Source organism: Pseudochelatococcus contaminans (assembly GCF_014195635.1).
In the GTDB taxonomy this organism is placed as follows: Bacteria; Pseudomonadota; Alphaproteobacteria; order Rhizobiales; family Beijerinckiaceae; genus Pseudochelatococcus; species Pseudochelatococcus contaminans.
In genome coordinates this window covers 47,440-65,996 of the sequence record NZ_JACICC010000003.1, presented here as the reverse complement: position 1 = coordinate 65,996, position 18,557 = coordinate 47,440, and the positions used below count along the sequence as shown (strand labels likewise).

Genomic DNA, 18,557 nt, shown 5'->3' with positions numbered 1-18,557 from the left:
ATGGCTGGCGATCCACGCGGACGCCGTCGAACAATCGATCCGATCGTTGCGGGCCGCGGTATCCAGGGCGGGGAAATGCGCGATGGGGCTTGCTCACCGGTTGGAACTGCGCCAGAGCCAGTCGCTGGCGATGACGCCGCAACTGCTTCAGGCTATCCGGCTGTTGCAGTTGTCACATCTCGATCTCGTGGCCCACGTCGAGGCCGAGATGGAGCGCAATCCGCTGCTGGAATACGCCGAGGCAGCGGCTGGCAGCAGCGACGAATCGCCCCATACATCTTCGGACGATAACGGCCCCTCCCAGGAGGACCGTGCCTATGACGCCACCGGCGAGGATGCGGCGGACTGGTCGCCCTCGGAGCCGCAGCAGGAACGCGCCGCCATCGAGGCGGACTTCGGCACCTCTCTCGACAACGTATTTCCCGATGACGCGGCCACCCCGGCTGTCGCAGAGCAATCCGCTGCGGCTGACGAGGGGCTGATGGTGTCGTCCGGCCCGCCGCATGCGAGCGGCTCCCGCAACGATTCGGATGACGCGCCCGACATCGAGGCGACCCTCGCGGCGGATATCTCGCTGCAAGACCACCTGTGCACCCAGCTCGACATGCTGACGACGGACCCGTTGCAACGGCTGATCGGCCGTTTCGTGATCGATGCCATCGACGGCGCTGGTTATCTGACGGAATCGCTGGCCGATATCGCGGACCGCCTGAAAGTGTCGGAAGCGCAGGTTCTGCAGGTGCTCGAACTGGTGCAGGCCTGCGAGCCGACCGGGATCGGCGCGCGTGACCTTGCCGAATGCCTGGCGCTGCAACTGCGCGAGCGCGATCGTTTCGACCCGGCGATGCAGGCTCTCGTCGCCAATCTGGCACTGGTGGCGCGCCACGATCATACTGCGCTTCGCCGCCTGTGCGGCGTTGATCAGGATGATCTGACCGATATGCTCGCCGAGCTGCGCCGGCTGGACCCGAGACCAGCCCGTGCTTTCGGCGGCCAGCCGGCACAAACGCTGGCGCCGGATGTCTTCGTGCGCCAGTCGCGCGATGGCGGGTTCATCGTCGAACTCAACAACGACACCCTCCCCCGCGTGCTGCTGAACCGCGCCTACCACACGAAGTTGATGGGCGGCGCGCGCTCGGAAACCGACCGCGCTTTTCTGTCCGAATGCCTGCAAAGCGGTGACTGGCTCACCCGCAGTCTCGAACAGCGCGCCCGCACCGTGCTCAAGGTGGCGACAGAAATCGTGCGGATGCAGGAAGAGTTCTTCATCCACGGCGCGGCGCACCTGCGCCCGCTCAACCTGAAGACCGTCGCGGATGCGATTGGCATGCACGAATCGACGATTTCCCGCGTCACCGCCAACAAGGCCATTGGCTGCGAGCGCGGCGTGCTGCCGATGAAGTTCTTTTTCTCGGCCGCCGTTTCCGCCTCGGATGGCGGCGAGACGCATGCGGCAGAGGCTGTGCGTCATCGCATCCGGCAGTTGATCGCGTCCGAAGCATCCCCACGCGACGTTTTGTCCGACGACGCGCTGGTCCGCAAGCTTCAGACGGAAGGCATCGAGGTCGCCCGCCGCACGGTGGCGAAATATCGGGAATCGCTGCGCCTCGCCTCATCCGTCGAACGCCGGCGGGCGCTAGCCGCCAGAAACGCATGAGCCAGAAGCACATGCCTCGGAAACACATGACAACGAGCCGGTGACCAACTCTGCGATTGGAGAAGGCCGTAAGATTTTTCCCCAGGCGGATGGGGAACCCGGACCGGGCAATCACAATCCGGCTATCGTTTATCTCTCCACAGGCCATCCCCCTGTTTCCCAAGGAACAAATAAAGCTGGCAGCGGATTGCTCCTCGACTTAAGCTCATGATACGCGCCGGATCGAAACGGCAGCCGTATCGTTGAAAAATCCGTCTCGCCCCCTCGGCGCGCAAGGGAAGGAGATAAGAATGCCTCTGCGGATAACCGGAAAAAACATCGACATCGGCGACGCACTGCGCGGGCAGATCGAAGCACGTGTCACCGCGGCGATCGCCAAATATCTCGACACCGGCTATTCCGGCCACGTGGTCGTTGAAAAGGAAGGCAGCGGTTTTCGCGCCGTCGGCGTGCTGCACCTCAACACCGGCATCACGCTGGAAGCGACCGGCGTGGCGCCGGACGCCTACGCGGCGTTCGACCAGGCTGCGGAGCGCTTCGAGCGCCGTCTGCGCCGTCACAGCCGCCGCCTGAAGGAGCGCGCACAGCCCGGCGCGGCCGATCTGGCCCACCGCCCGGTTGTGGATGCCGAAGAATTGCGCGCCTACGTGATTGAGGCTCCGCAGGAGGAAACGGAAGTCGATGACGCTTTCCACCCCGTCATCGTCGCAGAAAACATTGCTGCCCTGCACCGTTTTTCGGTTAGCGAGGCGGTTGTCGAGCTTGATCTGACGGGTGCTCCTGTAATTGTCTTCAGACATGCTGGCAGTGGCCGGGTAAATATCGTATACCGCCGTCACGATGGCACCATCGGCTGGATCGATCCGCCGAACGGTTCCGACAATCAGGGCTGACGGGATAACGGCCGGGAACGGTCTCCGCCAGCCGCTGTGTAGAGCGAGCGTCGACCGTCTGTTTTTTGGCAGGCGGTTCGACGCTCAAGTCTGTGGTAGATTGCCTCGTTCCTGAAACGCGCCATGGTGCGCGTAACGGACAGGCACCGAAGGAGCGACACGTGCGCGCACGTGTTCGAAACATGCCCCTGACCGACATCCTCACATCCGACGCCATAGTCCCCTCCCTCAAGGTGAGCGGCAAGAAGCAGGCGTTGCAGGAGATCGCGGCCAGAGCCGCTCAAATCACCGGCCTCGATGAACGGGAAATCTATGAGACGCTGCTCCAGCGCGAGCGCCTCGGATCGACCGGGATCGGCGACGGTATCGCCATTCCTCACGGCAAGCCGGCCCGCATCGATCGCCTGTTCGGGCTTTTTGCCCGACTTGAGCGGCCGATCGACTTCGAGTCCATCGACGGGCAGCCTGTCGACATCGTTTTTCTGCTCCTGGCTCCCGAATCGGCAGGGGCAGACCATCTGAAGGCGCTAGCCCGCGTGGCGCGCGTTCTGCGGGAGCCCGGCAACCTCGACCGGCTGCGTTCAGCCCGCGATGCGGCAGCGATCTATTCCATTCTCGCTCACGAGGAGCCGCGCACGGAGAGCGACGACGATACTGAAGCCGACTGACGCGGTTTCAGAAAACCCATCGCACCTGGATTGCGCAAAAACACTCAGGCCGCTCATACGGGCGGCCTGTCCTTATTGAAACGCATATATTTGAAATGCTCCTGCCTGCCTTGGCAGCAGGAGCATTTCAATTTCGGATCCCGCGCGACTATCCGCCGATCAAACGATTCAGGAAAACAGCCGCTCGGGTGCGGGTTCGAAGTAGCGGGCGAGGCTTTCCTCCGTCACTTCAGCCAGTGTTGACGGCTGCCATTGCGGCTTCTGCCCCTTGTCGATGATGGCGGTGCGCACACCTTCGTAGAAATCATGCCCGGCCAATATTCCCGCCGCGGCGGCATATTCACGCTCCAGCGCGTCTTCCAGCCGGGCGTCGTCGCGCGCGAGACGCACCAGCCGAAGCGCCAGCTTGAGGCTTGTGGGAGAGCGGGTGCGCAGCGTTGCCAACGTCTTGCCTGCAAAAGCGGTTTCCGAAGCACCCAGCGCGGCAAAGATTTCTTCCACCGTATCGAAGGCAAAGGCCTCATCGATTTCGGCCGCGTTCTGCTCCACCGGCCCCGGCTCAACCGTCGACACGTAGGCACCGATGATCGCGCTCACGTCCGCGCCATCGGCGGTCGCGGGCAGTTGCGACAGGTTATCCGCCAGATCGCTCAGTGCGGATGACGGCACCAGGGCATCGGCCAGCCCGGCATGGATCGCATCGGCACCGCCGATCTGCTCACCGGAGAGCGCAAGGAAGGTGCCGGTTTCGACCTTGCCGCGGCCCGCACGCCCGCGCGACAGCAGCCACGTGGCGCCGATATCGGGAAAGAAGCCGATGCCTGTCTCAGGCATGGCAAGGCGGGTGCGTTCCGTGACGATGCGATGGCTGCCATGCGCCGACAGGCCCACGCCGCCGCCCATGGTGATGAGATCCATGAACGCGATATAGGGCTTGGGAAACCGCTTGATGCGGGCGTTGAGGCGATATTCCTCACGCAGGAACGTGCGGGCCTCGGCGGGATTCTGTCGGCCCTCGTCATGCAGGGCGCGGATGTCGCCGCCGGCACAGAAAGCGCGGTCCCCTTCGCCCGTAATCAGCACCGCCGCAATGCTGTCGTCGATCTCGAAGGCATCGAGCGCGCCGACGATGATGCGCACCATCTCAAGCGTCAGGCTGTTGAGCGCCCGGGGGCGGTTGAGGTGGATGCGTCCGAGGGTTCCCACGCGGCCGATCTGCACGAGAGCGTCGGCCTGGTTGTCGTTGGAGAAAGGCATGTCAGGTTCCGTTGATGGCGTTTCGGTTGACTTTGACTGTCTTCGCGGCGGCGGCCCAAGCTGAACCAGCCTGTATACCAATGGCATGGACCTCAAATGGTATGATCCAACATCGCATGGATCGGCCCAATAGCCTATGCGGAAATAAGCAAAGCCGGCGTGGAATAACCCTTCCCCGACAAGGCACCATGATGAAGCGCCATGACAAGATCACAAATGTCTGCTTGAAGAACCATGGCCCATTCCGGGGCCGGATATCCAAGAAGAAAGCGCCGCTCATGCTGAAACCTGTCCTTCGTGCCGCCTCCCTCGTCGCCATCGCCGGTTTCGCCGCCCCCGCGTGGGCGCAGGCCCCGGCCGATACCCCTTACGGCACGTGGATCGCCGCCGACATCGATGGCCAGAGCGTGGCAGGCGATGCGCGGCCCGTGCTGGAACTTGCCTCGGATAATGCCGCCACGGGCACCGGCGGCTGCAACCGCTTCCGCGGCACGTTCGAATCCACGGCCGACACCATCAGCTTCGGACCGTCCGCCAGCACGCGGATGGCCTGTGCGCCAGCGGTGCTGGATCAGGAGCAGCGCTTCCACAATGCGCTTGAAAATGCCCGAAACTGGAAGCGCGACGACGCCGGCCTGACCCTGTTGGGGAGCGACGGCAAGGTGCTTGCGCGCTTCACGGCCCAATCGCCCTCCGCCGCCATTACCATCGACGTGCCGGATGCACGCTCGGTGGAGCGTAACAAGGTGGCCTATGACTGCGCCGGCACGCCGGTCAACGTGGAATACATCAACGCGGGCGGCACCTCGCTCGCCACGCTGTCCCTCAATGGCCAGTTCGTCGTGGCGTCGAACGTGATCTCAGCATCCGGCGCGCGATACGCCGGTGGCCCCTACGTGTGGTGGAGCAAGGGAGATTCGGCGGATTTCTACGATCTGATGAAGGATGCCGACAAGCCCGTGTCCTGCACCTCCGCCGAAGCCAAAAAACCCGCCGGCAATTAAAGCTGTTTGTGTTGAAACACAAAATCTAGAACGCCGCATATAAAAAATCGGGGAGCGATAGTCGCTCCCCGATTTCCATTAATTGCCAGTTTCGGCTAGGCGCGTCAGTTCAGCGCTGCATTCGGCGGACGCTCCGGCGTGACGGGCACGTCACCGATGACAAGCCCAAGCGGCCCGGCGCTGATGTGCACGGTCTCGCCATCCTTGATCTTGCCGCTGAGAATCAGCTCCGCCAGCGGATCCTGCACGTTTTTCTGGATCACCCGCTTCAGCGGCCGTGCACCATAAGCAGGGTCGTAGCCGCGCTCGGCAAGCCAGTTGCGGGCGCTTTCATCCAGATCCAGCGTGATCTTGCGCTCTTCCAGCAGCCTCTCCAGCCGGCGAAGCTGGATGTCGACAATGGTGGTCATCTGATCCCGCTGGAGACGGTGGAAGAGAATGACCTCATCGATACGGTTGAGGAACTCCGGCCGGAAGTGGTTGCGCACCACGGCCATCACTTCCTCGCGCACGGCTTCGGAATCCTCACCGTCTTTCTGCAACACCAGGAACTCGGCCCCGAGGTTCGAGGTCATGATGATGAGCGTGTTGCGGAAATCCACGGTGCGGCCCTGCCCATCCGTGAGCCGGCCTTCGTCGAGAACCTGCAACAGCACGTTGAACACATCCGGATGCGCCTTCTCGATCTCGTCGAACAGCACAACCTGATAAGGCCGGCGGCGGACAGCCTCGGTGAGCGCGCCGCCCTCCTCATAACCGACATAGCCGGGAGGAGCACCGATCAGGCGCGACACCGAATGCTTCTCCATGAACTCCGACATGTCGATGCGAACCAGCGCGTTCTCGTCGTCGAACAGGAACGAGGCCAGTGCCTTGGTCAGCTCGGTTTTGCCGACGCCCGTCGGGCCAAGGAACATGAACGAGCCGATGGGCCGGTTCGGATCCTGCAACCCGGCGCGCGCACGCCTGACGGCGGTGGACACGGCAACAACCGCCTCCTGCTGACCCACGACACGCTTGATGAGCTGCGTTTCCATCTGCAGCAGCTTTTCACGTTCACCTTCCAGCAAACGGTCGACAGGCACGCCGGTCCAGCGCGACACCACCTGCGCAATGTTGTCGGGCGTCACTTCCTCACGCACGCTGCCGGCGGCGTTGTCGTTGGCCTCGATCTCCTGCAGCTCCTTTTCCAAGCCCGGAATGATGCCATAGGCAAGTTCACCCGCGCGCTGGTACTGACCCTGCCGCTGGGCGATGGCCAGTTCGTTGCGCGCTTCATCAAGCTGCTTCTTCAGGTCTGCGGCGCGGCCGAGCTTGTCCTTTTCCGACTGCCATTTCGCTGTCAGAGAAGACGAGCGCTCTTCCAGCCCGGCAAGTTCTTTCTCCAGCCGCGACAGCCGATCGCGCGACGCCGCATCGGGCTCCTTCTTGAGCGCCTCGGCCTCGATCTTCAAACGCACGATCTCGCGATCGATGGAATCGAGTTCCTCGGGCTTGGAATCCACCTGCATACGCAGCCGCGCAGCCGCCTCGTCGATGAGGTCGATGGCCTTATCCGGCAGGAAGCGGTCGGTGATGTAGCGGTTGGACAGCGTTGCGGCCGCCACCAGCGACGAGTCCTGAATGCGAACGCCGTGATGCTGCTCGTACTTCTCCTTGAGCCCGCGCAGAATCGACACCGTATCCTCGACGGTGGGCTCGGACACGAACACCGGCTGGAATCGACGTGCCAGCGCCGGATCCTTCTCGACGTGCTTGCGGTACTCGTCGAGCGTCGTCGCGCCAACGCAGTGCAGCTCGCCGCGCGCCAAGGCGGGCTTGAGAAGGTTGGATGCATCCATCGCCCCGTCCGACTTGCCCGCTCCAACCAGCGTGTGCATCTCGTCGATGAACAGGATGATGTTGCCTTCCGCGGACTGCACCTCGTTGAGCACCCCCTTGAGGCGCTCCTCGAACTCGCCGCGATATTTTGCGCCGGCTATCAATGCACCCATATCGAGCGCCAGCAGCTGCTTGTCCTTGAGACTCTCCGGCACGTCACCGTTGACGATGCGCAGCGCCAGCCCCTCGACGATGGCGGTCTTGCCGACGCCCGGCTCGCCGATCAGCACGGGATTGTTCTTGGTGCGGCGCGACAGCACCTGGATGGTGCGGCGGATTTCCTCGTCGCGGCCAATCACGGGGTCGAGCTTGCCCTCACGCGCCGCGGCGGTGAGATCGCGGGCGTATTTCTTGAGCGCGTCGTAAGCGTTTTCCGCCGAAGCGTTATCGGCGGTGCGGCCTTTGCGCAGCGCCTCGATAGCGGCGTTGAGGTTCTGCGGCGTCACGCCGGCCTGCGCCAGCGCCTTGCCCGCTTCGGTGTCCTTTTCGACCACCAGCGCGAGCAACAGCCTCTCGACGGTGACGTAGGAGTCACCCGCCTTTTCGGCAGCTTTCTCAGCGGTGTCGAACACGCGCGCCAAGCTGGGCGCGAGATAAATCTGTCCCGAACCACCCTGCACCTTCGGCAATTTGGCGAGAGCCTGCTCCGTTAGCTGAAGCGCAAGCTGCGGCTGACCGCCGGCGCGCTGAATCAGCCCGGCGGCGAGGCCCTCGGGGTCGTCGAGCAGAACTTTCAGGAGATGTTCAGGGGTGAACTGCTGGTTATTCTCGCGCAGCGCCAAAGACTGGGCCGACTGCAGGAATCCTTTCACCCGATCAGTATACTTGTCGATATTCATCGGTCGCTCCTCTCGGCAACGCCTGCCGTCGAAAGCCCGACAGGACGTCCCTTATCGATTTCTGTCCGCGCAACATTCCATATGGCAACGTTGCGCCGGAAAGTCACTGATCCGCGTCAAGCGGCCAGCATCGCTCATTTAAGTGTTGCAGGCGGGTTACAAAAGGGGGTGCGCCCTTTACAAAACCGGAAAAGACGACAACCAGAAGCAAATCGTCCATCTGGCCGGATTTCCACTGCATCATTGCTTGCCATGCGTTTGTTGCGGTCTGCTGCAAAATTTTCTTGCAACCAGAGTTGATGCATTCCCGTTGAAAGTTACGTATGGTGCTGTCGTGACCCGGAGGGGTACATGGTGGCCCGGCAAGATAATTGATTAGCCGGGCACAATTCTGGGTCGGCAAGCTTTTCCATCCACTAAGCCTTTTTCATCCATTAGGCCTTTCATTCACATCGATCGCGTTACGGGAGACAGCGGGACATGATTCGTGCCATCGCCTCACAAGTGGGTGCCTGCCTCGCAAGCGCCTCCGTTGCCGTCCTGCTGGTCGCGGGCCCCGCTGCCGCACAGGACAGAACGGTCAACGTCTATAACTGGTCAGATTACATCGCCCCCGGCGTGCTGGACGACTTCACCAAGGAAACCGGCATCAGGGTCGTTTACGACACCTATGACAACAACGAGATTGTCGAGACCAAGCTGCTCACCGGCAAGTCCGGCTACGATCTGGTAGGCCCTTCCGGGCCGTTCCTGCAGCGGCTGATCAAGGCGAACGTGTTCCAGCCCATCGAGCTGGAAAAGATCCCCAACGCCAAGAACCTGTGGCCGGAGATCGCCGAACGTCTTCAGGTATTCGATCCCGGCAACAAGTTCGCCGCTAACTATATGTGGGGCACAACTGGCGTGGGCGTGAACGTGGCCAAGGTCCGCGAACGTCTGGGACAGGACGCCGTGCTCAACACCTGGGATCTGGTGCTTGATCCGGAAGTGGCGGCCAAGCTGAAGGACTGCGGCATCTACTTGCTGGACTCGCCGGAAGACCTGTTTCCGGGTGTGCTCAATTATCTCGGCCTCAATCCGGATTCCAAGGACCAGCAGGATCTGCAGAAAGCAGCCGATGCACTGATAAAGGTGCGGCCTTTCATCCGCAAATTCCACTCGTCGGAATACATCAATGCGCTGGCTAACGGAGACATCTGCGTCGCCGTGGGCTACTCGGGCGACATCCTCCAGTCCGCGACGCGGGCGCAGGAGGCCGGCAACGGTGTCGAAATTTCCTATCAGGTTCCGCGCGAGGGCGCCCTGATGTGGTTCGACAGCTTCGCCATCCCGGCTGATGCACCGAACCCCGAGGAAGCGCGCATCTTCCTCGACTTCCTGAACCGTCCGGAAATCGCAGCGCGGAATGCGAGCTTCCTGTCGTATGCCAGCGGCAATCTGGCAGCGCGCCCGCTCGTCGAGGCCGAGGTTCGCGACAACCCCGGCATCTACCCCGATGACGAGACGATGAAGCGCCTGTTCACCAACACGGCCTACGACGACCGCACCCAGCGCGCCGTCACGCGGCTGTGGACGCGCATCAAGACCGGACGATAAGCCGGCATACAGATAAACGCACCGCGCCGGGCACCGCCTCCGGCGCGGTTTTTTATTTGCCAGAAAAATAGATAGCCACGAAATCCATATTATTTTTCAATATCTTACTTAAAAATTGGCAAGCCTTGAAGCGCTAAAGATCAAGCTTGAGAAAGCGTTTATCCTCGGTTTGCGGCGCCAGCTTATGATTTAAACGCATGGCTGATATGCGCGGAATATGATGATTTACCGGGCAAAATGATTGTGCAGGTGCTTGTGAAATGCGCAGCATGGCCTTATAAGACGACCTGCCCAATTTCGCACGTGCCTGTGGTCGCGTGCCGGTTGGCGGGATGCCGGACAAGAGGCCGGTTTGCCCGCCCGATATGCGGAGACAAGTGTTCCCCGCATTTTTGACCGACCGGCAGCCGGAGGCGAAACCGGCCCACTCTGCTCTCCGCAGGGGACGGGACTTAAAGCAACGACGGAACGGGCTTTTTTGGTCTCTGCCAGCTTTCCAAAGGCTGGTGTGGATTACCGAAGAGGCTTGTCCATCATTGCCAGGCGTGCGGTCGGGAACTCCCCTTCCAATCCAAGGCAGACAAGGGTCGATCCTGGATCGATCCGCGCGTGTCCGAACACACCTTCGTATTGCGTCTCCACCACGCAGCACGGGGGTTGTCGCGTCCGCATCCACTTTGCGCTGCTCCGTGAGAGCGCGCTTCTGACCTTAGATTTTTGTCCGAAGGGTTGACGCCATGACTGACCGCATTCGCGAATTTCTCCGCAACCGACGCGACGACGGCCCTTGCCTGGTCGTCGATCTCGACGTCGTGCGCAACAACTATCTCGCCTTCGCCCATGCCTTGCCTGACACGCGCGTATTCTACGCCGTAAAGGCCAATCCTGCGCCGGAGGTCCTGTCCCTGCTCGCCTCGCTCGGCTCCTGCTTCGACACGGCTTCGGTCGCCGAGGCAGAGATGGCGCTGGCTGCCGGCGCGTCGCCGGATCGTATCTCGTTCGGCAACACCATCAAGAAGGAGCGCGACATCGCGCGCGCCTTTGCGCTGGGCATCCGCCTCTACGCTGTTGACTGCGAGGCCGAGGTTGAAAAGGTGGCGCGCGCCGCTCCCGGTTCGCGCGTGTTCTGCCGCATCCTGTGCGATGGCGCAGGTGCGGAATGGCCGCTGTCGCGCAAGTTCGGCTGCGATCCGTCGCTCGCCGTCAGCGTGCTGGAGCATGCTCATCGTCTGGGTCTTGAGGCCTATGGTGTGTCGTTCCATGTCGGTTCCCAGCAGCGCAACACCGGTGCATGGGATCAGGCGCTGGCGTCGTCCGCCGAAATCTTCCGGCAGTGCGCCGAGCGCGGCATCGGCCTGTCCATGGTCAATCTTGGCGGTGGTTTTCCGGCAAAGTATCTCAACGACATCCCGGCCGTGGAAGCCTATGGCGCTTCCATTCTGGATTCGCTGCGGACGCACTTCGGCAATGCCATTCCGGAAACCATCATCGAGCCCGGCCGTGGCATGGTCGGCAACGCCGGCATGATCGAGGCCGAGGTCGTACTCGTGTCCCGCAAAAGCGAAGCCGACGAGCTGCGCTGGGTGTATCTGGATATCGGCAAGTTTGGTGGTCTCGCAGAGACGATGGACGAGGCTATCCGTTACCCGATCCACACCGAGCGCGATGGCGACACCGTCGAGGATTGCATCCTCGCAGGGCCGACCTGCGATTCCGCCGATGTGCTCTATGAAAAGACGCCTTATCCGCTGCCGGTCAGCCTCGCCATTGGCGACAAGGTGCTGATCGAGGGTGCGGGCGCCTACACCACGACTTATTCGGCGGTTGCTTTCAATGGCTTCCCGCCGCTGAAGTCCTACCACATCTGATTATTTTCCGGACGTAACCAATCGTTTTTCCGGCTGCCCGGCGCGCGAACACGCGACCGGGCGGGGAGGAACCTGCCATGTTCATCATCAGGGATGAAATCGCCGCCGACGTTGTCGCGCGGGAGGCGCTGCTTGACGCCTGCTTCGGCGACAGCCGTTTCAGCAAAACCAGTGAACGGCTTCGCGAGGGCCGGTTACCGGCCAGTGGGCTGGCACTGAGCGCTATTTCGATGGAAGACAGCAAGCTGCACAGCAAGCTACTTGGCACTGTGCGGCTGTGGCACGTGCTGGCCGGCACGCGCCATTCCGCGCTTTTGCTGGGGCCGCTTGCCGTCGATCCGGCGTGCCAGTCGATGGGGCTCGGTGGCGCTTTGATGCGTCACGCCATCGGCACCGCCCGGGCGCTCGGCCACGATGCCATTCTGCTGGTCGGCGATGCGGGTTATTATACCCGCTTCGGCTTCAGCCCGGCAGCGACCGGCGCATTGTGGATGCCCGGCCCCTTTGAGCGCGAGCGCTTCCTGGCGCTGGAGCTAACTGCAAATGCACTCTCAGGCGCACGCGGTATGATCGCTCCTGCTGGAGAATTTGCCGATGCCGCGCCCGCTCTGCCGATGGCTCAGGCAGCCTGAGCCGCGCAAACTCCAACAAAATGGGCTGGTTTCCTGTTCAATCGACAGGAAACCAGCCCATTTATTTGACATTGCCGATATTTTACTCTGTCGTAGCAGCTCAAATCCATGATCTAGAGCATTTTTTCACGCAAAGCAGCATCCGCTTTGCGTGAAAATGCTTTAGCGACGACTTATCGGCCGCCCAACGCCCGATAGACCTTCGTACCCGCGCGGCCTGTCTGGGGCATGCCGATCTGGCGCTCGACGTCTTTGATCGCATCGCGCGTGACAGGGCCGATCTTGCCGTCCGCCTCGCCGATATTATAGCCCTTGGCCAGCAAAAGCTTTTGCAGATGCAGGCGCTGCGCGCGCGTCAGGCCCGGATCGTCGGTTGGCCAAGGTGTGCGAAGTGTCGGGTATCCAGCCATGCGGTCGGCAAGATGAGAGATTGCCAACGCATAGGATTCTGCGCGGTTGTAGGAATAGATCGCGTCAAAGTTGCGGAACACCAGGAACCCGGGGCCATTCGGCCCCGCCGGCAGCAACAGGCCGGCGTTTCCGCCACCTGTCAGTGGTCGTCCGTCCGCCCGGGTAATGCCACGCTGTGACCATTGCGCGATGGGTTCCTTGTTTTGCCGGCCTGTCGGGCCTTTGTAGCCGCGCGGCACCTTCACCTCGATCATCCAAGGCTCACCGGCACGCCAGCCGCCGCGCTTGAGATAATTGGCTGTGGACCCGAGCGCATCGGGAACCGAGCTAACGAGATCGCGCCGTCCGTCGCCATCGAAGTCGACTGCCAGACGCTGATAGGTGGTGGGGATGAACTGCGTCTGGCCGAACGCGCCGGCCCACGATCCATAAAGCTTGTTGAGTTGCAGGTCGCCCCGGTCCACGAGCTTCAGCGCCGCGAACAACTCTCCGCGCCAGAAGTCACGGCGCCGGCCGCCTTCGCACACAAGCGTCGCCAGGGCGTGCGGCAGGAAGTTATCACCCGCCTCGCGGCCGAAATCGGTTTCCACGCCCCACACGGCAGCGATCACGTGGCGATCCACGCCATACTGACGTTCGGCCGCGCGGAGCACATTATCATAACGGCGCATCTGCGCCTGCCCATCCGCCACACGCTGCTCGTCGACGAGGAAGCCGAGATAATCCCAGATCGGCGTTTTGAATTCCGGCTGCACCTTGGAAAGCCGCAGCACCTTCTCATCCGGCGCATTGATGTCGAGGGCCTGTGTCACCACCGCCCTGCTGATGCCGGCATTGACGGCGGCATTTTTAAGGTTGGCGATGCAGGAACCGAAATTCGCCTGTGCCGGCGAAGCCGCCACCCCCGCCGCCGACGCGGCCATGGCAGCCACCAGCCACCGCCGGATCGCGCCTTTATTGATATGCCGCATGCGCCATCCTCCCAGATGTCTTCAAAGCGTTCTCAGCCAAGGCGGCAACCGCCTGACATGATGAAACCGCGTAAAAGCCAAAAATCCACATCTTGCCAGCGTGTTCGTTGAAATGCCGACGTCCGGCGCATCATTAACGCAAATGGCTAACGAATCGTTGATCCGCCGCGCGCGGCCCGTTCACGGATTTGCGATATCGGACGGGCAAAAGCAGCCCAAGGGCGGGAGGCAGCTATGCGGGCCATGGAAAAGCCTCGCGGCACCTGTGGCATGTGGAAAGGCGGTTATACCGGCGTTTCTTTAGCGCTGTTAACCAACTGGTAACCATGATGGCTCCAAATGTTTAACAGATCAGAAACCCTGAAGAAGCACCGTGACCCAAACAGCCACTCCCCCTGCCGCGCAGCCCGGCCAAGCTAAGCGTCCTACGATCCGTTTCCGCGGCCGTTCGTTTCTTGCCTTGCTGCTGTCGCCGGAAGCGCCGCTCGACATCTGGTTCGAGGAACTGACGAGCCTGATCGACCGCTCGCCCGGCTTTTTCGGCGCGCGCGCGGTCATTCTTGACGTCTCAGGGCTCGATATCGACCGGCAGGGCTTGATCGATCTTCTCGCCCAGCTCGGCGAGCGCCGCATTCAGGTGATGGGCATCGAAGGCGCGAAGGAAACATGGCTCGGGCCGGGCTTTCCTCCGCTGGTCAGAGGCGGAAAGCAGGTTAATGAAGTCGATGTGCCGGTTCCGGCAGCGAAGGCAGACGATGGTTCCGCCACCCAGCCCGCTCCGGCGCAAAATGCTTCCGGGCAAGGCAATTCCGAGCAAGGTACGGGAACGCAGGACGCATCCGCCCAGCAATCGCAGCCGGCACCGATTAGCATCCCGGCCGAAACGACACGTCCGTCGCTGATTATCGAACAGCCGGTGCGCTCGGGGCAGTCCGTGACCTTCCCGCAGGGCGACGTCACCATTATCGGCTCCGTCGCATCGGGGTCGGAGGTGATTGCCGGCGGTTCCATTCATATTTACGGCGCCCTGCGCGGGCGCGCCCTTGCCGGCTGTGCGGGTCACGCATCGGCCCGCATCTTCTGCAACAAGCTGGAAGCCGAACTCGTCGCTATCGACGGGCTCTACAAGACGGCTGAAGCACTTGACGACAACTATCGTGGACAAGCCGTCCAAATCTGGCTCGAAGGCGACGCGATCAAGATCGCGCCAATCAACTGAAGAGGGAAAAGCAATGACCAAAGTTCTGGTCGTGACATCGGGTAAGGGCGGCGTTGGCAAAACGACGTCGACGGCCGCCCTCGGAGCGGCGCTGGCGCAGACGGGGCAGAACGTCGTCGTTGTCGATTTCGACGTCGGCCTGCGCAATCTCGATCTGGTGCTGGGCGCGGAACGGCGGGTCGTGTATGACCTTATCAATGTCGTGCAGGGCGAGGCCAAGCTGGCGCAGGCGCTGATCCGCGACAAGCGCATCGAGACGCTGTCACTGCTGCCCGCCTCTCAGACGCGTGACAAGGACGCCCTCACCGAAGAAGGCGTCGACCGCGTGATCTCCGAACTGCGCGAGAAGTTCGACTGGATCATCTGCGACAGCCCTGCCGGCATCGAGCGCGGCCCGACGCTGGCCATGCGCCACGCCGACGTTGCCGTGGTGGTCACCAATCCGGAAGTGTCGTCGGTGCGCGATTCGGACCGCATCATCGGCGTGCTGGATTCCAAGACGCTGAAGGCCGAAAAGGGTGAGCACGTCGAAAAGCACCTGCTGCTGACGCGCTATGACGTGACGCGGGCCGAGCGCGGCGAGATGCTGAAGGTCGAGGATGTGCTGGAAATCCTCTCTATTCCGTTGATCGGCATCATCCCCGAGAGCGACGAAGTGCTGCGCGCCTCGAACCTCGGAACGCCGGTGACCATCAGCAACCCGACGAGCGCGCCCGCCCGCGCTTACGCCGACGCCGCCCGCCGCCTGCGTGGCGAGACGGTGGAAATCACCATCCCCTCCGACAAGAAGGGGCTCTTCAACAAGCTGTTCGGACGGAGGGCGGCATGAGCTTTTTCAAACTCTTCAGCCGCCGCACGTCGGCTCCGGTCGCGCGCGAACGGCTTCAGATCCTGCTCGCGCACGAGCGCGTCTCCACCGGCCAGTCGGATCTTGTCGCAGTGCTGCGCGAGGAAATCCTCGCCGTCATCGCCAAGCACATCCATGTCGACAGCGACAAGGTCAAGGTGACCATGGATCGCGGCGATGCGGTGTCGACGCTTGAGGTGGATATCGAGATTCCCTCGAATGTCGCACCGGCGACGGCTGCCAAGGCCAACGTGGCAAACACCTCCGCCAAGGTCGGTGCATCGGCAAAGGCTGCCTCGGCAGCCCCGCTGACACGCTCCGCTAGCGCTTGACACCAGATATTAATGAGCCATTCCGGCTCTTCGAGACAGCAGCGCATGGAAACTGAGACGCCTGCGCGCCGCGCCGAAGCGGTATGTAGCGACTCAGACTAAACGAGCGCGGGCGTGGGGTCCCCTACTCTTGGCTACCCTTGGCGCTTGTCGGCTTTTATGAAGGCATCGGCAAGCCTCGACGCCCGCTGCCGCGTCCGGTTATGGTGACATGAGACGGGGTCACGCTGATCACTCGCCGGTGATGCCCGATCTTGCAATGCGCGACATCAAGCCCTGAGGTAGCATGCACAATCGCATCATCGGGCTATACGAAGAGCACGCTGCCGAACTGGACAGGCAGCGTCGGCGCGGCCTCACGGACAGTGAGCTGTCGGACGACGCCTGGATGGACCACGGCTTTATGGAGAAGGCGTGGCTCGATCGTTTTCTGGCGCTGATTCCGGCTGGCGGTTCCATCCTCGATGTCGGCTGCGGGACTGGCCATCCGGTCGCGCGATACATGCTCGGGCGCGGCTATGCGGTGACGGGCGTCGATTCCTCTCCATCATTGATAGCAAAAGCGCGCGAGCGTTTTCCCGACCGCGAATGGATCGTCGCGGACATGCGCGATCTCGCCCTCGGACGGCGATTCGATGGGCTGATTGCCTGGCACAGTTTCTTTCACCTCACAGATACCGCCCAACGCGCCATGTTTCCCCGCTTCGCCGCCCACGCTGCGCCGGGGGCAGCGCTTATGTTCACCAGCGGCACGCATCACGGTGAGGCCATTGGCGAATGGATGGGCGAGCCGCTTTATCACGCCAGCCTCGATCCGCAAGAATACCGCGCCCTGTTGGCGGAGAACGGTTTCAACGTTGTGGCGCATCAGGTCAATGATCCGCATTGCGGCTCGGCGACGATATGGCTGGCAGGACGCGCGGGCGACGCCGCAGCGCCATAAATCCCAAGCCACCCCATAAAGCCCAAGCCACCCTATGGATGAAGACGTGTGAAATCCGGGTAGCCTAAAGGCGGCTCCGATGCCATCCTGTCGGCTGGTGCCTTGCTTATGGGACAGTGCCTTGAGGCAATCGGCCCAACAGTGATTTTCTTATATTCAGCAGCAAAAGAGACGCATGGATATTTGAATAGCGAGTGGGTAACATCACCTGTGCGGCACACGCGGAAAGGAGGCACGCGGCGGTGAATCGGCCGATAAAGATGGCGCCAAACAGGCTGACAGACACCAATATCCAATTTAACTACTTAACAGTTAAATGAAAAAAATGACGTTTTATCAGTAGTTTGGTTACAAAAAAACTTAATCGATCCGTGTTTTAGACTCTCGCCAAACGGGAACTTCTGGGATAAAGAGCTTTGTGAAGCGTTTGTTCAACCGTTAGCGTTATCTGGGAGGATACGCCATGGCTGGTACAGCAAGAAGAGCATCCCGCGCCGAAGCCGATGCAGGCACCTCCGCGCCATCACGCGGCAAGTCAGGCGCCGCCAAGGGCGCAGCAGCATCGTCGGCAATTATCAATCATACGCAGGATCAGGATCTCCACGCCTATCGTGAGATGCTGCTCATCCGCCGTTTCGAGGAAAAGGCCGGCCAGATGTATGGCATGGGCCTCATCGGCGGATTCTGCCACCTCTACATCGGGCAGGAAGCCGTCGTCGTCGGCATGCAGCTTGCGCAGAAGGAAGGTGATCAGGTCATCACCGCCTACCGTGACCACGGCCACATGCTGGCCACCGGCATGGAATCGCGCGGCGTCATGGCCGAGTTGACCGGCCGTCAGGGCGGTTACTCGCGCGGCAAGGGCGGGTCCATGCACATGTTCTCGCGCGAGAAGAACTTTTACGGCGGCCACGGCATCGTCGGCGCACAGGTCTCGCTGGGCACGGGTCTGGCCTTCGCCAACCGCTATCGTGGCGAAGACGCTGTCTCCGTGACCTATTTCGGCGATGGCGCGGCCAACCAGGGCCAGGTCTATGAGAGCTTCAACATGGCGGAGCTGTGGAAGCTGCCGGTCGTGTACGTGATCGAGAACAACCGCTATGCCATGGGCACGGCGCTGAACCGCGCCTCCGCACAGACCGATCTGTCGAAGCGCGGCGTCTCGTTCAACATCCCGGGCGAGCAGGTCGACGGCATGGATTACCGCGCCGTTCTGGAAGCTGGCGCACGCGCCATCAACTGGGCACGCTCGGGCAAGGGCCCCTATCTGCTGGAAATGCAGACCTACCGCTATCGCGGCCACTCGATGTCCGATCCGGCGAAGTACCGCACGAAGGACGAAGTGCAGCGCATGCGCGAGGAGCACGACCCCATCGAGCAGGTGAAGCGCCGCCTGCTGGAAGAGTGGAAGGTCGACGAGAGCGAACTCAAGGCCATCGATGCCGGGGTGCGTGAGATCGTCAACGATGCGGCAGACTTCGCCACCAACGATCCCGAGCCCGATCCGTCGGAGCTGTGGACCGACGTGCTGAAGTAATC

General features: G+C 61.9%; 15 protein-coding genes. 12 read left to right on the top strand and 3 right to left on the bottom strand.

Annotated features, from left to right (window positions below; genetic code table 11):
* Positions 1 to 82 precede the first annotated feature (82 nt).
* The 3 genes from rpoN to ptsN all read left to right on the top strand — a co-directional run bounded on the left by rpoN (position 83) and on the right by ptsN (position 3,218).
* The gene (gene rpoN, locus FHS81_RS06810; protein ID WP_183751347.1) at positions 83 to 1,657 is read left to right on the top strand and encodes an RNA polymerase factor sigma-54; all 1,575 of its coding nucleotides are present in this window, start codon (positions 83 to 85) and stop codon (positions 1,655 to 1,657) included.
* Positions 1,658 to 1,947: 290 nt separating this feature from the next.
* The gene (gene hpf, locus FHS81_RS06805; RefSeq protein ID WP_183751346.1) at positions 1,948 to 2,550 is read left to right on the top strand and encodes a ribosome hibernation-promoting factor, HPF/YfiA family; all 603 of its coding nucleotides are present in this window, start codon (positions 1,948 to 1,950) and stop codon (positions 2,548 to 2,550) included.
* A 182-nt stretch (positions 2,551 to 2,732) separates the two neighbouring features.
* Complete coding sequence (gene ptsN, locus FHS81_RS06800; protein WP_183751954.1) at positions 2,733 to 3,218, top strand: PTS IIA-like nitrogen regulatory protein PtsN; 486 nt, start codon at positions 2,733 to 2,735, stop codon at positions 3,216 to 3,218.
* Positions 3,219 to 3,386: 168 nt separating this feature from the next.
* Here the strand turns inward: ptsN and FHS81_RS06795 are convergent, their stop codons facing one another.
* Entirely contained in the window at positions 3,387 to 4,475 is a 1,089-nt protein-coding gene (locus tag FHS81_RS06795) for an enoyl-CoA hydratase/isomerase family protein (protein ID WP_183751345.1), read from the bottom strand.
* Positions 4,476 to 4,753: 278 nt separating this feature from the next.
* On the opposite strand from FHS81_RS06795, the gene FHS81_RS18915 reads away from it, so the two are divergent.
* Positions 4,754 to 5,479: an META domain-containing protein gene (locus FHS81_RS18915; protein WP_246374881.1), complete on the top strand. Its 726-nt coding sequence runs from the start codon at positions 4,754 to 4,756 to the stop codon at positions 5,477 to 5,479.
* A 104-nt stretch (positions 5,480 to 5,583) separates the two neighbouring features.
* Here FHS81_RS18915 and clpB read toward each other — a convergent pair whose 3' ends face one another.
* Positions 5,584 to 8,199: an ATP-dependent chaperone ClpB gene (gene clpB / locus FHS81_RS06785; protein ID WP_183751344.1), complete on the bottom strand. Its 2,616-nt coding sequence runs from the start codon at positions 8,197 to 8,199 to the stop codon at positions 5,584 to 5,586.
* A 480-nt stretch (positions 8,200 to 8,679) separates the two neighbouring features.
* Here clpB and FHS81_RS06780 point away from each other — a divergent pair, with 480 nt between their 5' ends.
* The 3 genes from FHS81_RS06780 (at position 8,680) to FHS81_RS06770 (ending at position 12,295) form a co-directional block, all read left to right on the top strand.
* Positions 8,680 to 9,795, top strand: a complete 1,116-nt coding sequence (locus FHS81_RS06780) for a polyamine ABC transporter substrate-binding protein (protein WP_183751343.1) — start codon at positions 8,680 to 8,682, stop codon at positions 9,793 to 9,795.
* A gap of 737 nt (positions 9,796 to 10,532) precedes the next feature.
* Positions 10,533 to 11,663: a type III PLP-dependent enzyme gene (locus tag FHS81_RS06775; protein ID WP_183751342.1), complete on the top strand. Its 1,131-nt coding sequence runs from the start codon at positions 10,533 to 10,535 to the stop codon at positions 11,661 to 11,663.
* 77 nt (positions 11,664 to 11,740) lie between these two features.
* Positions 11,741 to 12,295, top strand: coding sequence for a GNAT family N-acetyltransferase (locus FHS81_RS06770; RefSeq protein ID WP_183751341.1), 555 nt, complete (start codon positions 11,741 to 11,743; stop codon positions 12,293 to 12,295).
* 173 nt (positions 12,296 to 12,468) lie between these two features.
* Here FHS81_RS06770 and FHS81_RS06765 read toward each other — a convergent pair whose 3' ends face one another.
* Positions 12,469 to 13,677: a lytic murein transglycosylase gene (locus tag FHS81_RS06765; protein ID WP_183751340.1), complete on the bottom strand. Its 1,209-nt coding sequence runs from the start codon at positions 13,675 to 13,677 to the stop codon at positions 12,469 to 12,471.
* Positions 13,678 to 14,050: 373 nt separating this feature from the next.
* Between FHS81_RS06765 and minC the strand changes: the two genes are divergently transcribed.
* The 5 genes from minC to pdhA all read left to right on the top strand — a co-directional run bounded on the left by minC (position 14,051) and on the right by pdhA (position 18,555).
* Positions 14,051 to 14,896 (top strand): septum site-determining protein MinC, encoded by an 846-nt coding sequence (gene minC / locus FHS81_RS06760; protein WP_183751339.1) that lies wholly within the window; start codon positions 14,051 to 14,053, stop codon positions 14,894 to 14,896.
* A gap of 13 nt (positions 14,897 to 14,909) precedes the next feature.
* A complete protein-coding gene (gene minD / locus FHS81_RS06755) occupies positions 14,910 to 15,725 on the top strand; it encodes a septum site-determining protein MinD (RefSeq protein WP_183751338.1) in 816 nt (271 codons plus the stop codon).
* Positions 15,722 to 16,075: a cell division topological specificity factor MinE gene (minE, locus tag FHS81_RS06750; protein ID WP_183751337.1), complete on the top strand. Its 354-nt coding sequence runs from the start codon at positions 15,722 to 15,724 to the stop codon at positions 16,073 to 16,075. Before minD ends, minE begins: the two co-directional genes overlap by 4 nt.
* Before the next feature lie 286 nt (positions 16,076 to 16,361).
* Positions 16,362 to 17,018, top strand: a complete 657-nt coding sequence (locus FHS81_RS06745; protein WP_183751336.1) for a class I SAM-dependent methyltransferase — start codon at positions 16,362 to 16,364, stop codon at positions 17,016 to 17,018.
* Positions 17,019 to 17,481: 463 nt separating this feature from the next.
* Positions 17,482 to 18,555, top strand: a complete 1,074-nt coding sequence (gene pdhA, locus FHS81_RS06740) for a pyruvate dehydrogenase (acetyl-transferring) E1 component subunit alpha (RefSeq protein ID WP_183751335.1) — start codon at positions 17,482 to 17,484, stop codon at positions 18,553 to 18,555.
* Positions 18,556 to 18,557 lie beyond the last annotated feature (2 nt).

What these genes read in the sequence shown, in the direction of transcription:
- rpoN (WP_183751347.1), top strand. Translation starts at nt 83, where the DNA reads ATGGGGCTTGCTCACCGGTTGGAACTGCGCCAGAGCCAGTCGCTGGCG.
- hpf (WP_183751346.1), top strand. Translation starts at nt 1,948, where the DNA reads ATGCCTCTGCGGATAACCGGAAAAAACATCGACATCGGCGACGCACTG.
- ptsN (WP_183751954.1), top strand. Translation starts at nt 2,733, where the DNA reads ATGCCCCTGACCGACATCCTCACATCCGACGCCATAGTCCCCTCCCTC.
- FHS81_RS06795 (WP_183751345.1), bottom strand. Translation starts at nt 4,475, where the DNA reads ATGCCTTTCTCCAACGACAACCAGGCCGACGCTCTCGTGCAGATCGGC.
- FHS81_RS18915 (WP_246374881.1), top strand. Translation starts at nt 4,754, where the DNA reads ATGCTGAAACCTGTCCTTCGTGCCGCCTCCCTCGTCGCCATCGCCGGT.
- clpB (WP_183751344.1), bottom strand. Translation starts at nt 8,199, where the DNA reads ATGAATATCGACAAGTATACTGATCGGGTGAAAGGATTCCTGCAGTCG.
- FHS81_RS06780 (WP_183751343.1), top strand. Translation starts at nt 8,680, where the DNA reads ATGATTCGTGCCATCGCCTCACAAGTGGGTGCCTGCCTCGCAAGCGCC.
- FHS81_RS06775 (WP_183751342.1), top strand. Translation starts at nt 10,533, where the DNA reads ATGACTGACCGCATTCGCGAATTTCTCCGCAACCGACGCGACGACGGC.
- FHS81_RS06770 (WP_183751341.1), top strand. Translation starts at nt 11,741, where the DNA reads ATGTTCATCATCAGGGATGAAATCGCCGCCGACGTTGTCGCGCGGGAG.
- FHS81_RS06765 (WP_183751340.1), bottom strand. Translation starts at nt 13,677, where the DNA reads ATGCGGCATATCAATAAAGGCGCGATCCGGCGGTGGCTGGTGGCTGCC.
- minD (WP_183751338.1), top strand. Translation starts at nt 14,910, where the DNA reads ATGACCAAAGTTCTGGTCGTGACATCGGGTAAGGGCGGCGTTGGCAAA.
- minE (WP_183751337.1), top strand. Translation starts at nt 15,722, where the DNA reads ATGAGCTTTTTCAAACTCTTCAGCCGCCGCACGTCGGCTCCGGTCGCG.
- FHS81_RS06745 (WP_183751336.1), top strand. Translation starts at nt 16,362, where the DNA reads ATGCACAATCGCATCATCGGGCTATACGAAGAGCACGCTGCCGAACTG.
- pdhA (WP_183751335.1), top strand. Translation starts at nt 17,482, where the DNA reads ATGGCTGGTACAGCAAGAAGAGCATCCCGCGCCGAAGCCGATGCAGGC.